This window comes from Planomonospora alba (genome assembly GCF_039534085.1).
Classification (GTDB): domain Bacteria; phylum Actinomycetota; class Actinomycetes; order Streptosporangiales; family Streptosporangiaceae; genus Planomonospora_B; species Planomonospora_B alba.
This window is the reverse complement of sequence record NZ_BAAAUT010000004.1, coordinates 63,695-81,574: the sequence shown is the minus strand read 5'-3', so window position 1 is coordinate 81,574 and position 17,880 is coordinate 63,695. Positions and strand designations below refer to the sequence as shown.

General features: G+C 75.3%; 16 protein-coding genes. 9 read left to right on the top strand and 7 right to left on the bottom strand.

Going from position 1 to position 17,880, the window contains the following annotated elements:
• Positions 1–23 precede the first annotated feature (23 nt).
• On the top strand, positions 24–611 hold the full coding sequence (locus ABD823_RS03365) for a helix-turn-helix domain-containing protein (RefSeq protein WP_344855761.1): 588 nt from the start codon (positions 24–26) through the stop codon (positions 609–611).
• Positions 612–833: 222 nt separating this feature from the next.
• On the opposite strand, the gene ABD823_RS03360 is transcribed toward ABD823_RS03365, so the two are convergent.
• The 4 genes from ABD823_RS03360 to ABD823_RS03345 form a co-directional block, all read right to left on the bottom strand.
• Complete coding sequence (locus tag ABD823_RS03360) at positions 834–1,793, bottom strand: quinone oxidoreductase family protein (RefSeq protein ID WP_344855759.1); 960 nt, start codon at positions 1,791–1,793, stop codon at positions 834–836.
• Between the two features lie 159 nt (positions 1,794–1,952).
• Positions 1,953–3,887 carry a serine/threonine-protein kinase gene (locus ABD823_RS03355; protein WP_344855757.1) on the bottom strand — a complete coding sequence of 645 codons (1,935 nt, stop codon included), beginning with the start codon at positions 3,885–3,887 and terminating at the stop codon, positions 1,953–1,955.
• Between the two features lie 128 nt (positions 3,888–4,015).
• Positions 4,016–4,729 (bottom strand): DUF4328 domain-containing protein, encoded by a 714-nt coding sequence (locus tag ABD823_RS03350; protein ID WP_344855755.1) that lies wholly within the window; start codon positions 4,727–4,729, stop codon positions 4,016–4,018.
• A gap of 67 nt (positions 4,730–4,796) precedes the next feature.
• Positions 4,797–5,447 carry a response regulator transcription factor gene (locus tag ABD823_RS03345; RefSeq protein ID WP_344855753.1) on the bottom strand — a complete coding sequence of 217 codons (651 nt, stop codon included), beginning with the start codon at positions 5,445–5,447 and terminating at the stop codon, positions 4,797–4,799.
• Between the two features lie 112 nt (positions 5,448–5,559).
• Here ABD823_RS03345 and ABD823_RS03340 point away from each other — a divergent pair, with 112 nt between their 5' ends.
• Both ABD823_RS03340 and ABD823_RS03335 read left to right on the top strand, forming a co-directional pair.
• Positions 5,560–6,237: an ABC transporter ATP-binding protein gene (locus ABD823_RS03340; protein ID WP_344855750.1), complete on the top strand. Its 678-nt coding sequence runs from the start codon at positions 5,560–5,562 to the stop codon at positions 6,235–6,237.
• Positions 6,234–8,303 carry an ABC transporter permease family protein gene (locus ABD823_RS03335; protein WP_344855748.1) on the top strand — a complete coding sequence of 690 codons (2,070 nt, stop codon included), beginning with the start codon at positions 6,234–6,236 and terminating at the stop codon, positions 8,301–8,303. Before ABD823_RS03340 ends, ABD823_RS03335 begins: the two co-directional genes overlap by 4 nt.
• Positions 8,304–8,391: 88 nt before the next feature.
• Here the strand turns inward: ABD823_RS03335 and ABD823_RS03330 are convergent, their stop codons facing one another.
• The gene (locus ABD823_RS03330) at positions 8,392–9,426 is read right to left on the bottom strand and encodes an LLM class F420-dependent oxidoreductase (RefSeq protein ID WP_344855746.1); all 1,035 of its coding nucleotides are present in this window, start codon (positions 9,424–9,426) and stop codon (positions 8,392–8,394) included.
• Positions 9,427–9,604: 178 nt separating this feature from the next.
• On the opposite strand from ABD823_RS03330, the gene ABD823_RS03325 reads away from it, so the two are divergent.
• Positions 9,605–11,104 (top strand): sulfatase family protein, encoded by a 1,500-nt coding sequence (locus tag ABD823_RS03325; protein ID WP_344855744.1) that lies wholly within the window; start codon positions 9,605–9,607, stop codon positions 11,102–11,104.
• 33 nt (positions 11,105–11,137) lie between these two features.
• On the opposite strand, the gene ABD823_RS03320 is transcribed toward ABD823_RS03325, so the two are convergent.
• Both ABD823_RS03320 and ABD823_RS03315 read right to left on the bottom strand, forming a co-directional pair.
• The gene (locus tag ABD823_RS03320) at positions 11,138–12,211 is read right to left on the bottom strand and encodes a baeRF2 domain-containing protein (RefSeq protein WP_344855742.1); all 1,074 of its coding nucleotides are present in this window, start codon (positions 12,209–12,211) and stop codon (positions 11,138–11,140) included.
• Positions 12,208–12,651: a DUF2795 domain-containing protein gene (locus ABD823_RS03315; protein WP_344855740.1), complete on the bottom strand. Its 444-nt coding sequence runs from the start codon at positions 12,649–12,651 to the stop codon at positions 12,208–12,210. Before ABD823_RS03315 ends, ABD823_RS03320 begins: the two co-directional genes overlap by 4 nt.
• Before the next feature lie 207 nt (positions 12,652–12,858).
• Here ABD823_RS03315 and cbiE point away from each other — a divergent pair, with 207 nt between their 5' ends.
• The 5 genes from cbiE to ABD823_RS03290 all read left to right on the top strand — a co-directional run.
• Complete coding sequence (cbiE, locus tag ABD823_RS03310; RefSeq protein WP_344855738.1) at positions 12,859–14,160, top strand: precorrin-6y C5,15-methyltransferase (decarboxylating) subunit CbiE; 1,302 nt, start codon at positions 12,859–12,861, stop codon at positions 14,158–14,160.
• An 81-nt stretch (positions 14,161–14,241) separates the two neighbouring features.
• A complete protein-coding gene (locus ABD823_RS03305; RefSeq protein WP_344855736.1) occupies positions 14,242–15,081 on the top strand; it encodes a sirohydrochlorin chelatase in 840 nt (279 codons plus the stop codon).
• A 38-nt stretch (positions 15,082–15,119) separates the two neighbouring features.
• Positions 15,120–16,202 (top strand): nicotinate-nucleotide--dimethylbenzimidazole phosphoribosyltransferase, encoded by a 1,083-nt coding sequence (gene cobT, locus ABD823_RS03300; RefSeq protein ID WP_344855734.1) that lies wholly within the window; start codon positions 15,120–15,122, stop codon positions 16,200–16,202.
• A 157-nt stretch (positions 16,203–16,359) separates the two neighbouring features.
• On the top strand, positions 16,360–17,592 hold the full coding sequence (gene cobA, locus ABD823_RS03295; protein WP_344855936.1) for a uroporphyrinogen-III C-methyltransferase: 1,233 nt from the start codon (positions 16,360–16,362) through the stop codon (positions 17,590–17,592).
• A partial coding sequence (locus tag ABD823_RS03290) for a hypothetical protein (protein WP_344855732.1) occupies positions 17,589–17,880 on the top strand: 292 nt, incomplete at its 3' end. The genes cobA and ABD823_RS03290, both read left to right, overlap by 4 nt.

Below are 17,880 nucleotides of genomic sequence, written 5' to 3'. Positions count from 1 at the left end.
TTGCAAAGATAAGGCTGCAACCGATGGATGACAAGAGCCGTGAACTCGACGCCTCGGCGCTCAAAGGGCTCGCGCATCCCGTACGGCTCCGGCTGCTGGAGCTGCTGGAGCGCGACGGCCCCGCCACGGCGACGCAGCTGGCCGCCAGGACCGGGGAGAGCACCGGATCGACGAGCTACCACCTGCGCCGGCTCGCCCGGCACGGTCTCATCGAGGACGCCCCCGGGCAGGGCAAGGGGAAGGAGCGCTGGTGGCGGGCCAGCCGGTTCGGCTTCGACGGGGACAGGTTCCGCCGCGACCCCGACACCGCGGACGCCGCGGAGCTGGTGCTCGCCGACCTCGTCCGCAGGCGTGGCGAGGACCTCGGCCGCTGGCTGGAGGAGTCGCGGAGCACCCCGCGCGAGTGGATCGAGGCCACGCTGGACCTGCGCGCCGTCCTGCGCCTGACCCGGGAGGAACTGGCGGACCTGGTCCGGGAGGTCGCCCGGGTCGTCGACGCCCACCGGGAGAAGGCGAAGGGGCGGCCGGAGGACGCCCCGGGCACCGCCCGCGTCATCGTGCACTTCGACGCGTTCCCGGTCGGGCTGGGGGAGCGGGACGCACCGGAGTGACGTACGGCGGCGCCGGTGCGGACGCTCCCGCCGGCCCGGAGAAGCCGGGACCCGCGGGGAGACCGGGACGCGCGGGAGCCGGTGACCTGCCGGGACGGCGCGCGGCCGCCGCCTCACGGGAGCGGGACGGCGTGCGGCCCCCGCCTCACGGGAGGAGGCGGCGGCCGCGCACGGGGAGGGGACGCGGCCGCCCCGAGCCGGGTGCGGCCGCGCCGGGAGCGGTCAGGGGATCAGCAGGAGCTTGCCGGTGGTGCGGCGGGCCTCCAGGTCCTCGTGGGCCCGGGCCGCCTCGGCCAGCGGGTAGCGCCGGGAGACGTGCACCCGGAGCTCACCGGAGGCCAGCCAGCCGTACAGGTCGGAGGCCCGCCAGGCGAGCTCGTCCTTGGTGGCGATGTAGGCGCCGAGGCTGGGGCGGGTCAGGAACAGCGACCCCTCCCGGGCCAGGACCTGCGGGTCGATCGGCGGGACCGGGCCGCTGGCCTGGCCGTACAGGGCCATCATGCCGCGCGGGCGCAGGGCGGCGAGGCTCTCGGCGAAGGTGGTCGCGCCGACCCCGTCGTAGACGACGTGCACGCCCGAGCCCGTCAGGTCGCGGACCGCGTCGGCGAAGCCCTTGTAGCGCAGGACCTCGTCGGCGCCGGCCCGGCGGGCCAGCTCCTCCTTCTCCTCGGTGGAGACCGTGCCGATCACCCGGGCGCCGCGGAGCTTGGCGATCTGGACGAGCAGCAGGCCCATGCCGCCGGCCGCGGCGTGCACCAGCACGTCGTCGCCGGGCTTGACCTCGTGCACCGAGTGGGTCAGGTAGTGCGCGGTCAGCCCCTGGAGCGTGACGGCCGCCGCGAGCTCGGGCTCCACCCCCTCGGGGACCATGAGCAGGTGGGAGACCGGGACCACGGCCTTCTCGGCGTAGCTGCCCATGACGTTCGCCCAGGCGACCTTGTCACCGACGGAGACCCCCTCGACGTCCTCGCCGACCGCCGCGACCGTGCCGGCGCCCTCGTTGCCGGGCACGAAGGGCAGCGAGAGGGGGTAGCGGCCCATCCGGTGGTAGACGTCGATGAAGTTCACCCCGCCGGCGGCGACGTCGACCAGCACCTCGCCCGGGTTCAGCTCGGGGTCCGGGTAGTCGGAGTACTCGAGGACCTCCGGACCGCCGGTGGCGGAGACGACTATGGCGCGCATCGTGGGGACTCCTTCGCTTCGGTGCCTTTTTCGATCATCCCCAACCGCGGAAGGGTCATTCACCGTCCCGCGGCCGGGGGCCGGGCCCGCATTCCGCGGTGCGCGGGCTCCTCGGCTCCCGGTCCACGCCCCCGGAACCCCCGCGGAGGGCCGTGGTCCTCAGGGCTGCTTCTGCGGGGGCGTGCCGCGCATCGTGAAGTTGTCGAAGCCCGCCTTCAGCGTGGCACCGCTCTTCTCGCCGACCCGGACGATCATGCCGACCTCCCCGCGCGGGAGCGGGTCGGCGTCCGTGGCGGACTGCACCCGCTCGCCGTCGACCCACATGGTGAGTTCCATCCCCTCGGCGCCGGCCGAGCACTCGGCCTGGATCCGGACCGGCTTGCCCTTGGGCAGGTCGAGGCGGACGGGCTCGGTCAGGTCGCCTCCGGCGCTCTTGACGGCGCGGCGGATGCGGGCGTTCCCCGAGGTGTCGATCAGGAACTCGTAGCGGGTCGCCTGGGTGGTGTCCTCGCCCCGGCAGAACAGCCCGTACTCGCCCAGGCCCGAGCTGCCGTTGCGCACGGTGACGTCGACGCCGAGCAGCAGCCGGTCCGGGATGACCGGGGTGGGGGTGACGGAGGGGTCCGGCGTGGCCGGCGGGGCGGTCGCGAAGGGGACCGGCGCGATCACCCGCTGGACCGGGTCGTCGCCGTCGGCGTCGGCGGCGTAGTACCCCTCGGGCACGTAGCCGTAGTTGCCGGTGGCCGGGTCGTAGGTGCCGCCTCTCCAGTCGCTGTTCTGGGTGAAGTCGTCCTGGTAGAGCAGCGGCAGGTCGGTCGGCGGGCCGCCCGCTGCGAGCGCCAGGTAGAGCCCGAGGCCCCCGGCGGCCGCGACGAGGGCGGCGGCCGCGGCTCCGGCGATCAGCTTCTTGCGCCGGGTCACCGCGGCCGGGGCGGCCAGGGCGGTCGGAGCGGTCAGGGCGGCCGGGGCGGCCAGGGTGGCGTCCGCCCGCCCGGGTCCGCCCGTGCCCCCGGGGCCCGCCGGTCCGTGCGCCGCCGTCGGCCCGGTGCGGGGAACCGGCCCGGGGTGCGCCGCGGGTCCCGGCTGCGGCCCCGGTCCCGCCTGCGCCCCGGGCCCGGGGTACGTGCCCGGTCCCGCCTGCGCCCCGGGTCCCGGGTATGCGCCCGGACCGGCGTACGCGCCCGGCCGCCCCTCCGGTCCGGCGTCCCCCTGCGGAACGGTCTCCCGCGGCGTCGGCGGGCCCTGCTGCCAGACCGCCTGGACCGAGTGCGCGGTCTGCTCCGGCGGGGCGGACCGGCCGACCAGGTGGTCGAGGAGCTGCTGGGCGGTGGGGCGATGGCCCGGGTCCTTGGCCATGGCGCGGGCCACCAGCTCGCGCAGGCCCGGCTCCATGCCCTCCAGCACCGGCTCGGTGTTGAGCACCTGGTAGAGCACCGCGTGCAGCGCCTCCCCGCCGAACGGCGCCCGGCCGCTCGCCGCGAACGCCACCAGGCAGCCCCAGGAGAACACGTCGCACGCCGGCGAGACCGGCTCGCCGCGCAGCACCTCCGGCGCCATGTAGCGGGGGGTGCCGATGATCTCACCGGTCCCGGTGACGCCGCTGAGCGTGTCGAGGGCCCGGGCGATGCCGAAGTCGATCACCCGGGGGCCGACCGGGGAGAGCAGCACGTTGGACGGCTTGAGGTCGCGGTGCACGACCCCGGCCCCGTGGATCGCGGTCAGCGCGGTGGCCACGCCGACCGCGAGCGCGTCGAGGCTGGAACCCCGGAGCGGGCCGCCCGACCGCACGGCCTCCTCCAGGTTCGGGCCGGGCACGAACTCGGTCACCACGTAGAGCTGGTCACCGTCGAGCGCGGCCTCCAGCACCGCCGCCGTGCAGAAGCGGCGGACCCGCCGGGCCGCGTCGGCCTCCCGCCGGAACCGCATCCGGAACTGCTCGTGCTGGCTGTACTCCGAGTTGATCACCTTGAGGGCGACCCGCTGGCCGTCGGGGGCCTCGCCGAGGTAGACGGTGCCCATGCCGCCCCGGCCCAGCCGGCTGAGCACGCGGTACCGCCCGATCTGCAGGGGGTCGCCCGGACTGAGGTTGTTCACTCGTGACACCTAACCGCAAACGCCGTCAAATGGGGAGCTCAGCGTACCGAGATCCATCGGCGTCCATCGGCCGGAGACGGCAGCGGCGGGGGGAAGGGGACGGGCCGTGAGGAGGGCGGGCCGCGGGGTCAGAAACCCTGGTAGGCCAGGCCGGGCAGCTCCGGGCCGAACCGCCCGGCCGCGGTCCGGAAGCGCAGGGCGCTCTCCGTCTGGATCCGGGTGATCCGCTGGACCGTCAGCCCGCACAGCAAGGCAGAGACGACCACCGCGGCCAGCTCGGGCAGACCGATGCCGGTCAGGTCGGCCGTCCCGTGAGCGGGGGCCAGGGGGAGCCGGAGCAGGAGGGCGAGGGTGGCCAGGCAGCTCAGCCACCAGGCGGTCAGCAGCGCCAGCCAACGGCCGCGGTGCTCCACCTGCGGGCGGGAGTCGCGCCAGAGCCGGTCGACCAGCACCGGCGGGGCCACCAGGTTCAGCCCCGGCACGAGCCAGCCCGCCAGGACCGGCGCGGCCGAGGGGGCGCGGGAGCCCGCGGGCGCGGCGGGGCCGGAGGGCGCGCCGGCCCACCGCCGGGCCCGCACCAGCCAGAACAGGTAGGCGGCGGCCGCGGCGGCCGTGGCCGCCGCCACGAGGATGACCAGGACGGCGAAGGTGGTGACCGCGCCGACGAGGGCCTGCGCGCCGGGGGCGCGGGGGTCGCCGCCGAGTGCCGCGATCTCCCGGGCCAGCCGGCCTCCCCGCACCCACTCGAACACGGCGAGGGCGGTGACCGCGGTCACCTGCAGAGCGAGGGCCGCGTAGACGAGCGCGGCAGGCCTCGTGCTCGGCGGCGGGGCAGGGCGCATGTGAATCTCCCCCCGGGCATGCGCTGAAGGGCTTGCCCTTCTTCTATCCCGCCTGTCGTCGCGCCAATCAACTCACCACGCCGGACTCCCACGCCCAGGCGGCGATCTCCACGCGGTTCCTCGCCCCGAGCTTGGCCTGGATGCTCCCCAGGTGGGTCTTGACCGTCGAGAGCGAGACGAACAGCTCGGCGGCGACCTCCTGGTTGGTCCGGCCCCGCGCCACCAGCCGGACCACGTCCAGCTCCCGCTCCGTCAGCGGCTCGGCGGGCGGCCGGGAACGGCCGGCCGGAGGGCGGGCCAGGTGCTCCAGCAGCCGCACGGTCACCGACGGGGAGACCAGGGCGTCCCCGGCGGCGGCGGCGCGGATCGCCTCGATCAGCAGCGTCGGCCCGCTGTCCTTGAGCAGGAACCCGGTCGCTCCGGACCGCAGCGCCCCGTAGACGTACTCGTCCAGGTCGAAGGTGGTGACGATGACCACCCGCATCGGGTCGGGGACGCCGGGACCGGCCAGGATCTTGGTGGCCTCCAGGCCGTCCAGCCGGGGCATCCGGATGTCGAGCAGGCACACGTCGGGCCGCAGGCGCCTGGCCTGTTCGACCGCCTGGGCGCCGTCGGCGGCGGTCGCCACGACCTCCATGTCCGGCTGGGCGTCCAGGATCATCTGGAAGCCGGTCCGCACCAGCTCCTGGTCGTCGGCGATGAGCACCCGAATCGTCACCCGGCAGATTCTGCCAGGTTCCGGGCCGATCCGACTTTCGGCCGACCCGGCACCCGCCGGATCGCCCCCTCGGCCGATCCGCCGCACCTCCGCCACCCGCGAGAGTGCTGCCATGACTGCTGTTGTTCTCGAAGGGTCCGGCCTGGTCAAGCGTTTCGGGCCGACCGTGGCGCTGGCGGGCGCCGGACTGGCGATAGGCCGCGGCGAGGCCGTGGCCATCATGGGGCCGAGCGGGTCGGGCAAGTCGACACTGCTGCACTGCCTGGCGGGGATCATGAAGCCGGACGAGGGGGAGGTGCACCTGCTCGGGCAGCGGATCGACACGATGGGGGAGCGGGAGCGCAGCGCGCTGCGCCGTACCCGGTTCGGGTTCGTGTTCCAGTTCGGCCAGCTCCTGCCCGAGCTCCCAGCCGACGAGAACGTCGCCCTGCCGCTGATGCTGGGCGGCATGTCCCGGGGCGACGCCGTACGGCGGGCCCGGGAGTGGTTCGGCCCGCTCGGCCTGGGCGGCATGGAGGAGCGCCGCCCCGGTGAGCTGTCCGGCGGCCAGGCCCAGCGGGTGGCGATCGCCCGCGCGCTGGTCACCCGGCCCGCGGTGGTCTTCGCCGACGAGCCGACCGGCGCGCTCGACCAGGCCACCGGCCACGACACGATGCGCCTGCTGGTGGAGGCGACCCGGGGCAACGACGCCTCCCTGGTGGTCGTCACCCACGATCCGCAGGTGGCCCGCTGGTGCGGCCGCACGGTCGAGGTCCGCGACGGCCGGATCCTGACCGGGGCGGGCGTGTGAGCGCGCTGCCGGGGCTCAGCTGGCGGCTGCTGCGCGGGGGCGGGCGCCGGAACATGCTGGGCGCGGCGCTGACCGCGGTGGCGGTGGCGGTCTCCACCGCGCTGCTGCTCTTCGCGGTCTCCGCCAACCTCGCCTTCCAGGGACGCGGCGACCGGGAGGCGTGGCGCAACCCGGTCCCGGCGCAGGGCGGGGCCGTCGCCGTCCAGGCCGTGCGCACCGACTACGTGCGCGAGGAGCGGATCACCGTCGTGGAGCTCGCCGCGCTCTCCCCTGACGCGCCCCCGCCGCCGGGCCTGGAGCGCTTCCCCGCGCCGGGCGAGGTCTGGCTCTCCCCGGCGCTGGCCGAACTCGCCCGGCGGCTCCCGGCCGACCAGCGGGCCGCCCGGTTCGCCGGGAAGGGCGGCGGCACGGTCGGCGACGAGGCGCTGATCCACCCCGGCGAGCTGGTCGCCGTGCGGGGATGGGCACCGGACGCCGCGGTGTTCGCCGTACGGGACGGGCGGGAGACGGACGGGCCGCGCGAGGGCGTGGCGCCCACGCGCATCTCGGACTTCACCGGGAAGCCGTCCTTCGACGCCCAGGGCTACCAGGCGCTCGCGCTGATCGCCAGCGTGCTGATGGTCGTGCCGCTGCTCGTGTTCGGGGGCGCGGCGGCCCGGCTCACCGTGGCCCGCCGCGACCAGCGGCTGGCCGCGCTCCGGCTGGTCGGCGCGACCGGGGGCCAGGTGGTCGCGATGACCGCCGCCGAGGCGGTGATCACCGCGTCCGCCGGGGCGGTCGCGGGCGCGCTCCTGTACGGCCTGCTGATCCCGCCGCTGACCCGCATCGAGATCGGCGGCGGCCCCTGGTTCGCCGCCGACCTGTGGCCGGGCGTGCCGTACACGCTCGCCGTGCTGGCGGCGGTGCCGCTCCTCGTCGGCCTGTCGGCGGTCGTCGGCCTGCGCCGGGTCGTGGTCAGCCCGCTCGGCGTGGCGAAGCGGGAGACGCCGCCGGCGATGCGCTTCGTGCGGGTCGTCGCGCTGCTGGCGGTCCTGGCCGTGGTGCCCGCGCTGAGCGCCGGGACCGGCGCCGGGGTGATCGCGGTGGTGCTGGGCCTGGCCTTCCTGTCGATCAACCTGGCCGGGCCGTGGGTGGTCGGCGTGATCGGCAGGGTCACCGCGCGCACGGCGCGCGGGCCCGCCCGGCTGCTGGCCGGGCGGCGGCTGGTGGACGACCCCAGGTCGGCCTGGCGGACCGTGAGCGGCGTGGCCCTGACCGGGTTCGTCGCGGGATTCATGCTCCTGCTGAGCCCCACGGCGGACATGCTCGGCGAGTCCGACGCCTCCCGGCTGCGGATCACCGTCCCGGCGGAGCGGGCCGCCGCGCTCACCGGGCAGGCGCGCGAACGCCTGGCCGAGGCGGGCGTGCCCGCCGGGGTCGAGGTCACAGGAAAGGGCGAGGAGCGGACCCTCGTCGTCGCGCTCGCCGGCGGGCGGGACGCGGGGGAGGTCCAGGCGGGCCGGGGGACCCGGGGCGCCTCCGGGGACGCGCAGGGGAGCGCCTCGGGCGGGGACGGCGGGGCGGCGGCCGCCCAGGTGGACGCGGCACTGGCCGACCGGGCCCGCACCGCGCTCGACGGCCTGGTCCCGGGCCGCAGCGCCACCTCCGAAGCGGACGAGGACCGGTTCGGCCTGGTGCTGATCGGGGACATCGGCACCGGGACGCTCGTGGTGCTCGTGGTCTCGTTCCTGGTCGCCGTCGTCAGCGCCGGGATCACCGCCGTCTCCTCGGTCCTCGACCGCAGGCAGACCTACGCGCTGCTGCGCCTGGCGGGCACCCCGCTGCGGGTCCTCGACCGGGCCCGCCGCGCCGAGACGCTCATCCCGCTGGCCGTCATGGGCGGAGGCTCCATCGCGGTCGGCGTGTTCTGCGCGCTGCCGTTCGCGGTCACCTCGGTGAACACCCGGGGACTGGTCACCCTGCTCGCCTGCGTGGTCCTCGGCTTCGCCGGGGTGATCGGGGCGGGGGCGGCGAGCGCCCCGGTGCTCCGGTCGGTCACCGAGAACCCGGCGCCGCGCCCGGACTGAGCGCGGTCGGGGATCCCGCCGACGGCCGCGGCCGGGGGATCCCGCCGACGGCCGCGTCGCGGCCGTCGATGCAGGACGGCCGCGGCCGTCAGCCCAGGACCAGGTCGCGGATCGTGCGCAGGGAGGGCTCGTCGCCCGGCCCCATGACGAGCAGGTGCGTCACAGGGCTCTTGCGCCAGGGCTCCAGCCGCTCGCGGATCCGGCCGGGCGGGCCGACCAGGGAGATGCCGTCGGCCAGCTCGTCCGGGATCGCGGCGAACGCCTCGTCCCTGCGCCCGGCCAGGTAGAGCTCCTGCACCTGCCGCGCGGCGTCGGCGTAGCCCATCCGGCCGATGATGTCGGCGTGGAAGTTGCGCTCACGCGCCCCCATGCCGCCGATGTAGAGGGTGAGCATCGTCTTCACCCCGTCCAGTGCCGCCCGCACGTCGTCGGTGACCAGCGTCATGACCATGGCCGCGATGTCGAACCCCGGCCGGGCCGCGGTCAGCGACGGCCCGTACATCTGCTCGATCTTCTCGGGGAACGCGAACAGCGGGAGCCAGCCGTCGGCGATCTCGGCGGCGAGGGCGACGTTCCGCGGCCCCTCGGCGCCGAGGTAGAGGGGGATGTCCGGGCGCAGCGGGCGGGTGATGAGCTTCAGCGGCTTGCCGAGGCCGGTGACCCCGGCGCGGTCCCCCGGCCGCACCGGGAGCGGGTAGTGCTCGCCGTCCGCGGTCACGGGCCCCTCGCGCCGCCATATCCGGCGCATGATCTCGACGTACTCGCGGGTGCGGGCAAGCGGTCTGCCGAACGGCACGCCGTACCAGCCCTCGACCACCTGGGGGCCGGAGGCGCCGATGCCGAGCAGCAGCCGCCCGCCGGTGAGGTGGTCCAGCGTCATCGCGGTCATGGCGGTGGCCGCGGGGGTCCTGGCGGCGATCTGCGCGACCGAGGTGCCCAGCTTGATGCGCGTGGTGCGCGCGCCGTACCAGGCCAGGGGAGTGAAGGCGTCGCTGCCGTAGGCCTCGGCGGTCCAGACCGACTCGTAGCCGAGCCGCTCGGCGGCCTGGACGAGCGCGGTGGCGTCGTCGGGGTCGCGCTGCCAGTAGCCGAGGTTCAGGCCGAGCCTCAGATCGGTGCTCATGGTGGGGCCTTTCGTCCGGGTACGGCTCCGTATTGGAACAGGTTCTATTCCACTTGGCGGAAGGTCCGGTGTCGAGACCGGGACTTCGGGGAAACGTGACACCGTGTTGAACGCCGCCCGAAAGGCCCTTTGCCTGTTTCCCCTGCTCACCCTCGGTGCGTCCACGGCTTTCCCGGCCGTGGCCGAGGTGTCCCCGCGGCCGAACGTCGTGTTCGTCCTGGTCGACGACCTGGGGGTGGGAGATCTGCAGAAGTTTCCGAATATCTGGAACGAGTTCGTCCGTGCGGGCACCGGTTTCGACCGGTTCTTCGTGCCGAACTCGTGGTGCTGCCCGTCCCGCGCGTCGATCCTGCGCTCCCAGTACGTCCACAGCCACGGTGTGCTGACCAACACGGCACCGGAAGGAGGGTTCGAGCGCTTCCACGCCAAAGGTCTGGAACGCTCCAATATCGGGGTCTGGATGAAGAACGCCGGATACCGTACGGCGCTGATGGGCAAATACCTCAACCACTACCCGGGCGCCGCGGCCCCGGCCACGCACGTGCCGCAGGGCTGGGACGAGTGGCACGTGCCGGTGCGCAGGCTGTACGAGGAGTACGGCTACACGCTCAACGAGAACGGCAGGCTCAAGGCCTACGGGCACGCGCCCGAGGACTACCTGACGGACGTGCTCAGCGCCAAGGCCGACGCGTTCGTCTCCAAGGGGGACGACCCGTTCTTCCTCTACCTCGCGCCGGTCGCCCCGCACCTGCCCGCCAACCACGCCCCGCGGCACGCCGGCGCCTTCGCCGGGCACACGGCCCCGCGCACCCCCTCCTTCGACCAGGAGGACCTGTCCGCCGAACCCCGGTGGCTGCGCGGCCGCAAGAGGCTGACCCCGCGGCGGATCGAGAAGATCGACGAGATGTACCGCGACCGGCTCCGGGCCATGCTCGGCGTGGACGACCTGGTCGGATCCCTGGTCAGGGCTCTGCGCGCCGCGGGGAAGCTGGAGGACACCTACCTGTTCTTCGGCTCGGACAACGGCTTCCACCTGGGCCAGCACCGGCTCCCCCAGGGCAAGACGACCCCGTTCGACGAGTCGATCCGGGTGCCGATGTACGTCCGGGGGCCGGGGATCGCGCCCGGCCGCACCATCCGCGAGGTCGCCTCCAGCGTTGACCTCGCGCCCACCTTCGCCGCCCTCGCCGGCGCCCGGCTCCCCGCCTTCGCCGAGGGCCGCTCCCTGCTCCCCCTGCTGCGCGGCCGGACCCCCGCCTCCTGGCGGCAGAACGTGCTGGTCGAGTTCCACCGCCCGGCGAACCCGTCCTCGGCCGCCCAGACCCCGGTCCCGCCGTACCGGGCGATGCGCACCGCCCGGCACACCTTCGTCCGCTACGCGACCGGCGAGTACCAGCTCTACGACCTCGTCGCGGACCCGTACCAGCTGCGCAACCTCGCGGGCAAGGTGCCGCGCTCGGTGATCGCCCGCTTCGAGCGCCAGCTCGACGCCCTGGCGGCCTGCTCCGGGGCGTCCTGCCGGGCCGCCGACTCCGTCCCCCCGCCGGCCTTCACCGTCCCGCCGCCGGACCCTCCGCCGTTCGACCCCCCGCCGCCCTCCCCGCCGTCCGGCCCGGACGGCTGGGAGAGCGGCCCGGCGGACACGCTGTGGACGGGCCCGGCGGGCGGCGGCCTGTGAGCGGCGTCCAGAGGCGCGACGCCCCCGTGGACGTCAGAAGCGGAACACCGCGGCGATCTCGCCGGGAACGTCGAGTTCGGGGACGAACCACAGCTCGGCGTCGGTCGCCGCGATCGCCCGGGCCAGCGCGGCGTCCGCCCGGTCCTGCACCGGCTCGGCCACGCCCCACTCCTGCATCTCCTCGCGCTCCACCGCGAGCTGGCCCCCCTCCGGGCCGACCCACATCAGGGCGTCCGAGTCCGGCCGGTCGACCATCAGCACGGTGTCCACCCGGCCCTCGCGCAGGGCGCACGCCACGTCGGACAGGCCGCAGGCCGCCAGCTCCTTCGCGGACCCCTCCTCGTAGCGTTCCAGCAGCTCCTTGCGCCGCCGATCCAGCCAGGAGTCGATCGCGGCCTCCACGTCCTGGTTGAACGGGAACGGGTCGCTGCCCGTGGCCCGGCTCCCGTGGTCCACCACGACCAGCCGGTCGGACGCCTCCTTGCCGAGCTTGTCCACCAGCAGCGGCCGGGACTGCGGGTCGCCGGCCACGACCACCAGCTCCGCCCCGACCCGGCGGACCTCCTCGTCCACCGCCTCGGCCACCGCCCGGGCGTTGCGCGCCCAGGTCTCCTCCACGTTGTTCTCGTAGTGCCGCTGGGACCAGCCGCCCTGGGAGGTCTTCTGATGCGGCCAGTCCTGCACCTGCACCGACGTACGGCGCGGCGCGCCCGGACCGACCGTGACCACGTCCGCGCCCAGGTGGTCGATGATCACCCGCACGTGCGGCACGTTCTCGCCCCGCTGCGCCAGCAGCGGCATGACGTGCGGCAGCGGCGACCAGCGGGCGGTCGCCCGGCGGGGCGGCTCGGCCAGCGCCTCGGTGTAGAGGATCTCGCCGCCCGCCGCGAACGCCGCCCGGCCCGGAGCCGCCGCGTTCACGTCGGTGAACAGCTTCTCGAGAACCGCGAGGGTCGCCTTGTCGGTGTCCGCCAGCTGCTCACTGAGCGCCTTCCAGCGCAGCTCGACCTGGTCACCGCCCTGCTCCATGGCGCGGTCGGTGTTGAGGTACGCCGATGCGTACGGCCCCTCCCGCTCGTACAGGGGCCGGAGCATGTCCAGTTTCATCCCTGATCCTTCTTCTCCGTGACGGAGCCGAGCTCCTCCGTGCCGTATCCGAGTGCCTGCGCCACGTCCGCCATGTTGGTGAAGGTCGCGTTCGGCAGTGACCGGACGGCGGCGAGCACCGAGTCCGGTGCACCCTGCTCCTCGGCGCGGGCCAGCAGGGTGTCGCGGTCGGCGGGGAAGACGCCTGTGCCGCTGATCCACTTGGCCAGGTTGCCCCGGCGTTCCACGTCCTCGTAGGTCATGCCCTCCGGAGCGCCCGGCTCGCGGTCGGCCGGCCGGGACGCGGAGCGCGACAGGCCGCCCTCCCCGGGAGCCGGCATCGGCTCGGGCTCCTTCCACTCCTCGGCATGCGTAGTGCCGCCGCTGCGGGTCATCCCCTCGGTCTCGTGCTTCTGCTGCTCGTCCAGTCGCGAACCGTGCTTGGCACTTCCGCGTTCCATCAGGAGTCACCCCTCTCACGCTGTGGATAATCCACACCCATACCCGGCGGGTCCGGGGCAAACATGCAGGCCGCGCCGGTCTCGTCTCCCGGTGCCGTTTCCGGGAGGAGCGGGACCGCGACGGCGGAACGGACTGGTCCGGCGGGCGCCGTGCCGCCACCCTGAAGGCAGGGTGACGGCACCCGGAGGCGAGGACGGTGAGCATCGATGATCACGGTTGTCGGGGTCGGCGGACGGGGGGTTCCGGCGCGGGCGCGCGCTCGGCTGGAGGAGGCCGCCCTGCTCACCGGGCCCGACCGGCTCCTGGAGCGCGTCCGCCCGCTGCCCGGCCGGGCCCGGGTGGTCACCGGCCCCCTCCGCCGGGCCGTGGCGGCCCAGCGGGAGGCCGGCGGCCGGCTGGTCGTGCTCGCCGCGGGCGACCCCGGGTTCTTCGGCGTGGTCGCGGAGCTGCGCGCCTGCGGCGTCTCCCCCGAGGTGATCCCCGCGCCGTCCCTCGTGTCGGAGGCCTTCGCCCGGGCCGGACTGTCCTGGGAGGACGCCCTGGTCGTGACCGGGGAGCGGCTCGACCGGGTGGCGAACGCCTGCCGGGCCCATCCGAAGGTCGCCGTGCTCGCGGCGCCCGGCACCGGGCCCGCCGAGATCGCCAGGGAACTGGCCCCCACCACCCCTCGGACCCTGATCGTCTGTGAGGACCTCGGCGGCCCGGACGAGCGGATCACCCACAGCCGGATGGGGGAGGCCACCACGCGGCCGTGGAGGAACCCCGAGGTGGTGATCGTCCTGGACCCGCTGCACCGCGCCCCCGCGGAGCCCGTGTGGGTCTCCGGGGCCCGGCCCGGCCCCGCCGGATGGGCGCGCGACCCCGGCGGCCCGGCGGCGGGTCCCGACGGTGTCCCCGACGGTGTCCCCGACGGGGCCTCCGGCGGGTCCGGCCGCGGCCTGAGCCCGCAGGTGCGGGCGTTCGTGCTGGCCCGGCTCGGCCCCCGCCTCGGCGACCTGGTCTGGGACATCGGCGCGGGCGGCGGGGAGATCGCGGTGGAGTGCGCCCTGTTCGGCGCGGCCGTGGTCGCGGTGGAGCCCGAGGAGGAGGCGTGCGCCCGGCTGCGCCGCGCCGTCCTCGCGCACGGGGTGAAGGTCGCGCTGGCCCGGGGCCGCGCTCCCGCCGCCCTGGAGCCGCTGGCCGACCCGGACGCCGTCTTCGTCGGCGGCGGCGGCACCGACGTGATCGCCGCCTGCGCGGCCCGGCGCCCCCGCTCCCTGGTGGGCGCCTTCGGGACGGCCGAGCGGGCCGCCGCCGCGCTGGACGTCCTGCGCGGGCACGGCTACCGGGCCGAGGGCGTGGAGATCCGGTCCTCCCCGCTGTCCGCCGGCCGCGGGCGGCCGGACGGCCTCCCCGCCGCGGAGCGGGCCGCCGGGCAGGCCGTGCGGCAGGCCGCGAAGAAGACCGCGGAGAAGGCCTTCGTCGTGTACTCCACCGGCCGCGGGCCGGAGGAGACCACCGGTCCGTGACCTGTCCGGAACGGGCCGTCATGGACTATCCTCGGCGGTCGCCGCTGCGTAGTTCCAGGTCAAGGTCATTGGAGTCCCCTTATGAAGCCGCCGCTGCTGCTCATCGGGCAGGGCTCGCTCGACGACGGCGGATCCGCCGAGTTCGGCAGGTTCGTCCACCGGCTCCGCTGCCGTCTCGACGGGGTCGCCGCCGACGTCTCCGGGGGATTCGTCACCAAGGCCAGGCCGCGCCTGAGCGAGTCGGTCGCCTCGCTGGTCGCCCGCGGGCACCACCGCATGGTGGCGGTCCCGCTGAGCCTGGCGGGGGACCGGCGGACCGGCGGCGAGATCTTCGCGATGGCCCGCGAGCAGGAGCGCCACCCGATGCTCACCTGCGACTACGGCCGTCCTCTGGGCCGCGACCCCCGCCTGCTCGCGCTGCTCGCCGAGCGGCTGGCCGACGCCGCGGCCGAGGTGCCCCGCCTCCGCCTCGTGCCCGCCGCCTCCGCCGCCTCCGGAGGCGGCCCGCCCGACGACGAGCCGGAGCGGATCGAGCCCGGCGAGACCGCCGTGGTCCTGGTCGGCGACGGTTCCACCGACCCGGGGGTCAACGCCGACGTGCACGGGGTCTCCCGCCTGTTCTGGGAGACCCACGCGCCCGAGTACCTCACCGTGGAGACCGCCTTCGCCTCCCTCACCCCGCCCGGCGTGCCCGGGGGGATCGAGCGCTGCCGCCGCCTGGGGGCCCGGCGGGTGATCGTCCTGCCCTACCTGCTGTTCGCCGGGGGCCTGCTGGAGAAGGTCTGGGCGCAGGCCATGGCCTACGCCGCCGGCCACCCCGAGCTGGACGTGCGCTGTGCGGAGGTCGTCGGCGACTGCGAAGGGCTGGCCGACGTGGTCGTCGAACGCTACGAGGAGGCGCTCGGCGGCGGCGCCCGCTGAACTTCTCCGCAAGACCGGCTTTCCGGGAGACTGAGGGCATGACGTCCCTCGAGCAGACCCTCGCCGCGATCCGCCCCGCCGATCCGCAGGCCGTCGCCGACGCACGTGCCCACCAGGACCGGCTGACCAAGCCCCGCGGCGCGCTGGGCGTGCTGGAGGAGGTGGCGGTACGGCTCGCCGGTGCCGCCGCCGCCAGCCCCCCGCCGATCCCCGCCCCCGCAGCGCTGGCCATCTTCGCCGCCGACCACGGCGTCCACGCCCAGGGGGTCACCCCCTGGCCGCAGGAGGTCACCCAGCAGATGGTGGCCAACTTCCTGGCCGGCGGCGCCGTGGCCAACGCCTTCGCGGCGCAGGTCGGCGCGAGCGTGACGGTCGTGGACGTCGGCGTCGCCGCCGACCTGCCGCCCGCGCGGGGCCTCGTCGTCGACAAGGTCGCGTACGGCACGGCGGACCTGTCCCGGGGCCCGGCGATGACCGGGCGGCAGGTCGTGGCCGCGCTGGAGGCCGGGATCGCGGTGGCCGGACGGCTGGTGGGGCAGGGCGCCCGCTGCCTGGTCACCGGGGACATGGGCATCGCCAACACCACCGCCTCGGCCGCGCTGATCTGCGCCTTCACCGGCCACGACGCCGCCGAGGCGACCGGCCGGGGGACCGGCGTCGACGACGAGACCCTCGCCAGGAAGGTGGAGATCGTCCGCCGGGCGCTGCGGGTCAACGGCCTGGCGGACCCGGCCCCCGGCATGACCGTCGCCGAGGCGCTGCGCAGGCTCGCCGCGGTCGGCGGCCTGGAGCACGCCGCGATCGCCGGGTTCATCCTGGGGGCGGCGTCGCTGCGGGTGCCGGTCATCCTGGACGGCGTGATCGCGGGATCGGCGGCCCTCGCCGCCGCGGCCCTGGCCCCGGACGCGGTGGACCACTGCGTGGCGGGGCACCGCTCGGCCGAGCCGGGACACGCCCTGGCCCTCGCCCACCTCGGGCTGCGCCCCCTGGTCGAACTGGAGCTCCGGCTGGGCGAGGGGACCGGCGGGCTGCTCGCCCACCCCCTGGTCTGCGCGGCGGTCCGGGTCATGCACGAGGTGGCCACCTTCGACTCGGCCGGGGTCTCCGAGAAGGAGGCCTGACCTGCGGCGGGCCCGCCGCGGCGGGCCCGGGCGCGGAGATCACCGGTCTCTTTACCCTTGTTAACAGGGGTGAAGCAAACGACACACCGGAAGCCGGTAGGTTTACCTCCTAACGCACGCTGCTTCACCCTTCGTCGTGAACGGGAGATCTGTCGCCATGTCGCCCTACCTGCTCGGCCTGCGTCTCTCCGGGCGGCGGGTGCTCGTCGTGGGCGGAGGCCGTGTCGCCCAGCGGCGAGTCCCGGCCCTGCTGGACGCCGGGGCTCTCGTCACCATCGTCTCGACGAGCGTCACGCACGCCCTCGACGAGCTCATCGCGAGCGGCCGGGTGATCTGGGAGGCCAGGCCGTACCAGGTGGGCGACCTCGACGGCGCGTGGCTGGTGCACGCGTGCACCGACGACCCGGCGGTGAACGCCGCGGTGGCCGCCGAGGCCGACGCCAAGCGGATCTGGTGCGTACGCGCCGACGACAAGGATGCCTCGGCCGCCTGGACCCCCGCCAGCGGGCGGGTGGGCGAGATCGGCGTGGCGGTCACCGCGGGCGGTGACCCCAGACGGGCCGCGGGGATCAGGGACGCCGTCGTCGAGGCGCTCCGCGACGGCACGGTCGACGCCCGGCGCAGCCGTACCAAGCCGGTCGGCGTCGCGCTGGTCGGGGGAGGCCCCGGCGACCCCGGGCTGATCACGGTCCGCGGGCGGCAGCTGCTCTCTCAGGCGGACGTGGTGGTGGCCGACCGGCTCGCCCCGCAGGCCCTGCTCGACGAGCTGCCCCCGGACGTCGAGCTGATCGACGCCGCGAAGATCCCCTACGGGCGCTACCTGGCCCAGGAGAAGATCAACGAGCTGCTGGTCGAGCACGCGAGGCAGGGCAAGTTCGTCGTCCGCCTCAAGGGCGGCGACCCGTTCGTCTTCGGCCGCGGCGGCGAGGAGATGCTCGCCTGCGCCCGGGCGGGGATCCCGGTCACCGTCGTCCCGGGCATCACGAGCCCGGTCGCGGTGCCCGCCGCGGCGGGCGTCCCGGTCACGCACCGGGGGGTGAGCCAGGAGTTCCACGTGGTCTCGGTGCACGTCCCGCCGGGTGACGAGAGGTCCACGGTCGACTGGCCCAGCCTGGCCCGGTCGAACGGAACCCTGATCCTCATGATGGCCGTCGAACGGATCGAGGCGATCGCCGGGACGCTGGTCCGCGAAGGACGTTCGCCGGAAACTCCCGTAATGGTGGTACAGGACGGTACTCTTCCCACCCAGCGAGCTCTCCGAGCCACGCTGTCCACCGTGGCGGAGCGCGTGACCGCGGCGGGGATCCGGCCACCGGCGATCGTGATCGTCGGCGACGTCGTGAAAGTCGGCCAGGAGGTCGAGATGGTTCGAGCGGAGCGGGTTCCGTGAAATCGGCTGCCAACAAGCCCGTGCACCCGGCCGAGGGCGGTCACCGGCCCGGTGACGCCAGCGGGGAGACGGTCGAGGCGGTCCCGGCCCCGGACGACGCCGCGTCCCTGGGCGAGCAGACACTGACCTTCCAGGCCGTCGGCCTCGGCGCCGGCGAGATGCCGGACCCGGCGTCCGGCGCCGCCGCGTACGGCCGGGAGCCCGGCGAGGTTTCCGATGGGGCACCCGGGGCCGGCGCGGTCCCGGCCGGAGACGCCGCCGGTGCGGCCGAGGACGCCGGGGAGACCA